Source organism: Chthonomonas sp., assembly GCF_035294165.1.
GTDB lineage: Bacteria > Armatimonadota > Chthonomonadetes > Chthonomonadales > Chthonomonadaceae > Chthonomonas.
In genome coordinates, this window is record NZ_DATGLN010000027.1 from 1 (window position 1) to 5342 (window position 5342).

The window sequence follows — 5342 nt, forward strand, 5'->3', positions numbered from 1 at the left end:
TCCCAAACGTTTGCAGCGCGAGCAGCGATAGCGGATATAGACATAGGTGGGACCGAACTGTCGCATCAAGTAGCCTTGTCGCACCACATCTCGCTGATATATGCGCTGACCACACCGACACCTCAATCCGCGCATCATTGGTTTCTGTTCCTCCATGTCGTTGCCCGTGGCTCCGAAAGGCTCGCGAACCCGCGCAAACGACTTCAAGCGGAGCAGGGGCGCTACCGCCATCGAAGGCTTTTCATAGCGAACCTTCTACTTGAATTATACCATGCCGCGGCCTCTAAAGTTGCCAAGAGAAGACACGATGTGCCACGCCCTTGCCCTGCAGGAGGAAGCAGTCTTAGAAAAGAACTTTCTTTCATCTATTTTAACCAAGGCACTCAACTATGAAAAGACTTCTACAAAGTGTTCTCTTCTTTTTGCTGTTCGCTCAACCTCAAACTTTCCAAAAAGCCGCAAAGGCTCCGAAACCCTTCATTGGCTGGAGTAGCTGGAGCCTTGAAGCCGTGCGCTCCCCAAACTATAATGGTGAGGACTGGCTCACTGCCGAGCACGTTAGAGAGCAGTCCGATGCCATGCACCGCCTGCTGCAAAAATACGGCTATCGCTACATCAATCTCGATTCGGGCTGGAAAGGGGGCTACGACGCTTTTGGTCGCCCTCTGCCCGACCGTAAAAAGTTTCCCGACGGCATCGCCGCCATCGCACGCTATGTACACCAGTACGGCCAAAAGCTCGGCATCTATTACACCGTCGGCATATGGGGCGATCTCTACCAAGCCAACCCCCAAATTCTGGGTACCCCCTACCACCTACGCGACATTCTGGTACAACCGCCCACCCCCGGCAACGGCTGGGTCAACGGGACCTACAAAATAGACTTCTCAAAACCCGCCGCCAAAGCCTATATCGCCTCGATCGCTCAGCAGTTCGCCAACTGGGGAGTAGACCTTCTGAAACTTGACGGAGTGACCCCTGGCTCCGACCATAACGACCTTTCCATAGATAACCGCGCCGAAGTGGCCGCCTGGGCCCAAGCCCTTCAACAGACCGGACGCCCCATTTGGCTCGAGCTCTCCTGGAATCTCGATGCTCATTATGCCGACTTTTGGCAACGCTATGCGAACGGATGGCGCATTAGCGACGATATAGATCGCTACGGCCCTACGCTGACAAGTTGGCCCCAGGTAAGAGCGCGCTTTGAGGCGGCAGCACGGTGGTACCAAAACGCAGGCCCCACCAGAGGTTGGAACGATTTCGATTCGCTGGACATCGGCAACGGCGCTATGGACGGCCTCACCGATGCGGAGCGCCAAACCATGATGACGCTCTGGGCCATCGAGTGCTCCCCGCTCTACACCGGCGACGACCTCACCCAGCTCGACTCATATGGCCTTCAACTGTTGACCAACGCCGAGGTCATCGCCGTAGACCAGGCCGGCCATCTGGCTCATCCGGTGCGTTTCGGCCCCCAGCAAGTATGGGCCATTCAAAACCCGGATGGCAGCTTCATCGTCGCCCTCTTCAACCTCGACGACCACACGCCGGCTGCGGTTACCGTCGCCTGGTGGGAGCTAGGCCTTACCGGCCCTGTCAAAGCGCACGACCTTTGGAGCCATCGCGATCTCGGCATCTACAACAATCGCTTCACACAAACTCTAGCCCCTCATGCCTGCTGCCTCGTGCGTCTGATTCCGCAGAAAAATTAAGGGCTGGCTCTACCAACCCGTCTTCTCCTGCGCACCCAATTTTGTGCTATCCTAGAATGGAACGTTTCGATAGACTCTCTAGGAGCTAATGCCATGTGGCGTGCTGTTGCCAAAACCCTACCGGTTGCCTTCGCCCTCTCTTGCACCATCCTTAACCTCGTTGCTGCCCGCGCCATCCCTCAAACCGAGCCGGGTGTGAACCATAACGATCAGGCCGACCTCGCCTCCCTCCCGCATGTAACCGACCCGCGAACGCTTGGCTATCACCTCACCTTCGACGATGAGTTCAAAGGCAACAAACTCGACACCTCCAAATGGATCGACTCCTACCCCGATGGCGTGCGTACCCATAGCAACGGGGAACAAGAGTACTATGCGCCCGATGGCTATCGCGTGCACAACGGCCACCTCGAACTCATCGCCGAACGGCGCTCTATGGGTGGCATGCCCTATACCTCCGGCATCGTCACCACCTACGGGAAGTTCGCCCAAGAGTATGGGTGGTTCGAAATTCGCGCCAAATTCCCGAAGGGGAAGGGTCTATGGCCTGCCTTCTGGCTGCTGCCCGCCGATAAAAGCTGGCCGCCCGAAATAGATGTTTTGGAGATTCTAGGCCATCAACCCAACAAGGTCTATATGACAAACCACTACGTGGGCGAAGATAGCAGCCATGTGGGCGATGGCGGCAACTTCGTAGGCCCCGATTTCTCCGCCGCTTACCACACCTTTGCGCTTCAGTGGACCCCCACCGCCCTCACCTGGTACGTGGATGGGGTACCCCGATTTCGTACAACGCGCCATGTTCCTCATGTGCCTATGTATCTCTTGGTGAATCTCGCCGTAGGCGGCTATTGGCCGGGCATGCCCGACGATACCACCCACTTCCCTGCCATCATGTACGTGAAGTATGTGCGCGTCTACCAAAAGTAATGCATAGAACCCTTGTGCCCCTGCGAGAAGAATACATCACCTTGGGTCAACTGCTGAAGCTGGTAGGAGCCATCCCTACCGGAGGGGCTGCACGCGCCTTCCTGACCACCACAACCGTCTACGTGAACGGAGAACCCGAAAACCGGCGTGGACGCAAACTCTACCCCGGCGATATGGTGTCGTTCGATAACACAACCTACCTGCTCACCAAAGGAGAGAACCCTTGATCTTTCAACGGCGATGGCTCCTGCTCTTCTTTTTGGGAACCGGCTTCTTCCTCGCCAGTGGTCTTCTGCCCTGGTTGCGCTGGGTCGGCATCGGGTGGGCGTTAGGGCTTACAGCGCTTGCCCTGCTTGATTGGGCTTTCCTGCCCCCAAACTCCGCCTTCGATGTCTACCGCGAGGTGGATGAACGACTAGCCCTCGACAACCCCGTCCCCGTCTGCCTCACGGTGCGCAACTTCAGCACGCGCCCCCTCCATGTCGAGCTGCTTGATGCCCCACCCGAGTCGCTCCAAAACGATCTTCCCGACCTCCCTTTCACCCTTCATGTTCCGGCTTCGAGCCGACAAACGGTGACCTATCACCTTCACCCAAACCGCCGCGGCGACTACGCCTTCGCCGACATCACGGTGCGCCTCTTTGGCCGCCTCGGTTTTGTGGGACGCACCGCCTCTATCCCGGCCGTGCAGGTGGTTAAGGTCTATCCGGGTCTGCGCGAGCTGGCCCATTTTAACCTGGCAGCCCAACGCCGCCAACTGCAGCAGTTAGGAGTGCGGCGCGCCTATCGCCATGGCATCGGCAGCGAATTCGAAAGCCTGCGCGACTACGTGCCCGACGACGAAATTCGCCATATAGACTGGAAGGCCACCGCACGTAAGGGACATCTTGTAACCCGTCAGTACGAGCTGGAACGCTCCCAAAATATCCTGATTATGCTGGACGTGGGGCGCACCATGTGGGGCGAACTGGAGGGCCGGGCGAAAATAGATTACGCCATTCAGGCCGCCCTCCTCTTGGCCTATGTGGCCTCCTTCTTCGACGATAGGGTGGGGTTGCTCGCCTTTTCTAATCGCATCCATACCTTCCTCCCTCCACGTCGCGGGCGCCAACAGAGCTACGCCGTTCTCGAAGCCCTCCACAACCTCTACGCCGACCTTGAGGAACCGAACTACCGTGCCGCTTTCCATTTTCTCGAAGGGCGCTGGCCACGCCGCTCCCTGTTGATCTGCTTCACCGATCTTTGGGACCCCGTCTCCGCCCGCACCCTCATCTCCACCCTCGCTGCCCAGCAGCCGCGCCATCTGCCCGTTGCCGTCACCCTGCTTAACACCACCTGGGTGCGCGCCCGTGAGCAGCCTCCGGCAAGCGCCGAGGCGATTTTTCAAAAGGTCGCCGCTCTCGAAACCCTCCAACAGCGTGAACAGGCCCTGCGCCTATTGGCGCAAAAAGGGGTTTTAGTGGTAGATTCTTCTGCAGAGAAACTGTCGGTCGAGTTGGTGAACCGTTATTTGGAGATCAAAGAGCGCATGTTGCTCTAAAAAGCAGGGAATGCAAATTTTGCAAACCTGACGTAAAAATCCTATTTTCTAATTCAGGTGAATTGTGTCATAATGTACGAGATTGCGAGCCGAGCCTGGGGAGACGTAGAGCTGTGCTGACTTTACTGCGCGAGACGCTAGGGCGCTTCTCTCGCGATATGGGGATCGACCTGGGAACCGCCAACACGTTGGTGCATGTGCGGGGCAAGGGCATCCTTTTACGTGAGCCTTCTGTGGTGGCCATCGCCACCGATACAGGAAAACCCATCGCCGTCGGAGAAGAGGCCAAACGCATGCTGGGCCGAACGCCCAGCAGCATTGTTGCTATCCGCCCGTTGCGCGACGGAGTGATCTCCGACTTCGAGCAGACCGAGGCGATGATCCGCTACTTCATCCAAAAGGTCTACCGCCGAAACGCGCTCTTGCCGCCGAGGGTGGTGGTTGGCGTCCCTTCCGGCGTCACGGAGGTTGAAGAGCGCGCGGTCATCGAGGCCACGCGAAAAGCGGGTGCGCGCGAAGCCTATACCATCGAGGAACCGATGGCTGCGGCCATCGGGGCCGGTTTGCCCGTCTCCGAGGCGACCGGCTCGATGATCGTGGACATCGGCGGCGGCACCACCGAAGTGGCCGTCATCTCACTGGGCGATATTGTGGTGAGCCGCTCCGTGCGCGTGGCCGGCGATGAGATAGATGAAGCCATTGTTAACTATGTGCGCCGCACCTACAATCTTTCCATCGGAGACCGCATGGCCGAAGAGGTGAAGATCGCCATCGGCTCCGCCTATCCATCCGGCCCCGATAAACAGTACGAAGTGCGCGGGCGCGACCTGCTCTCCGGGCTTCCACGCAGTGCCCTGCTTACCAGCTGCGAAATTCGCGAGGCCATACAAGAGCCGGTTCACACCATCGTCGAGGCCGTGAAAATGACGCTGGAAAGCACCCCCCCAGAGCTTGCAGCCGACATCTACGAACAGGGCATTACCCTCGCCGGAGGCGGTGCTCTTTTGGAGGGGCTAGACAAACTGCTGGCCCGTGAAACCTGCATGCCCGTCCACATCGCTCCAGACCCGCTATGCTGTGTGGTGTTGGGCGCCGGCCGCTTCCTAGAAGAGCTAGAAGCCAACCCCGCCATGCGTCGTGCCCTTCGAGGGCGCTAGCCC

At 58.3% G+C, this 5342-nt stretch carries 6 protein-coding genes; 5 read left to right on the forward strand and 1 reads right to left on the reverse strand.

All coding sequences use genetic code 11. The annotated features are described in order from the left end of the window. Positions 1 to 231, reverse strand: a 231-nt coding sequence (locus tag VKV29_RS00940; protein ID WP_324199418.1) for a hypothetical protein, incomplete at its 3' end; no start/stop codon positions are given. Positions 232 to 389: 158 nt separating this feature from the next. On the opposite strand from VKV29_RS00940, the gene VKV29_RS00945 reads away from it, so the two are divergent. The 5 genes from VKV29_RS00945 (at position 390) to VKV29_RS00965 (ending at position 5339) form a co-directional block, all read left to right on the forward strand. Further along, positions 390 to 1712, forward strand: a complete 1323-nt coding sequence (locus VKV29_RS00945; protein ID WP_324199419.1) for a glycoside hydrolase family 27 protein — start codon at positions 390 to 392, stop codon at positions 1710 to 1712. Between the two features lie 93 nt (positions 1713 to 1805). Continuing rightward, positions 1806 to 2642 (forward strand): glycoside hydrolase family 16 protein, encoded by an 837-nt coding sequence (locus tag VKV29_RS00950; RefSeq protein ID WP_324199420.1) that lies wholly within the window; start codon positions 1806 to 1808, stop codon positions 2640 to 2642. After that, a complete protein-coding gene (yaaA, locus tag VKV29_RS00955; protein WP_324199421.1) occupies positions 2642 to 2869 on the forward strand; it encodes a S4 domain-containing protein YaaA in 228 nt (75 codons plus the stop codon). Before VKV29_RS00950 ends, yaaA begins: the two co-directional genes overlap by 1 nt. Continuing rightward, complete coding sequence (locus tag VKV29_RS00960) at positions 2866 to 4182, forward strand: DUF58 domain-containing protein (RefSeq protein ID WP_324199422.1); 1317 nt, start codon at positions 2866 to 2868, stop codon at positions 4180 to 4182. The genes yaaA and VKV29_RS00960 overlap by 4 nt, the downstream gene beginning before the upstream one ends. Before the next feature lie 113 nt (positions 4183 to 4295). Beyond that, positions 4296 to 5339, forward strand: a complete 1044-nt coding sequence (locus tag VKV29_RS00965) for a rod shape-determining protein (RefSeq protein ID WP_324199423.1) — start codon at positions 4296 to 4298, stop codon at positions 5337 to 5339. Positions 5340 to 5342: the final 3 nt, after the last annotated feature.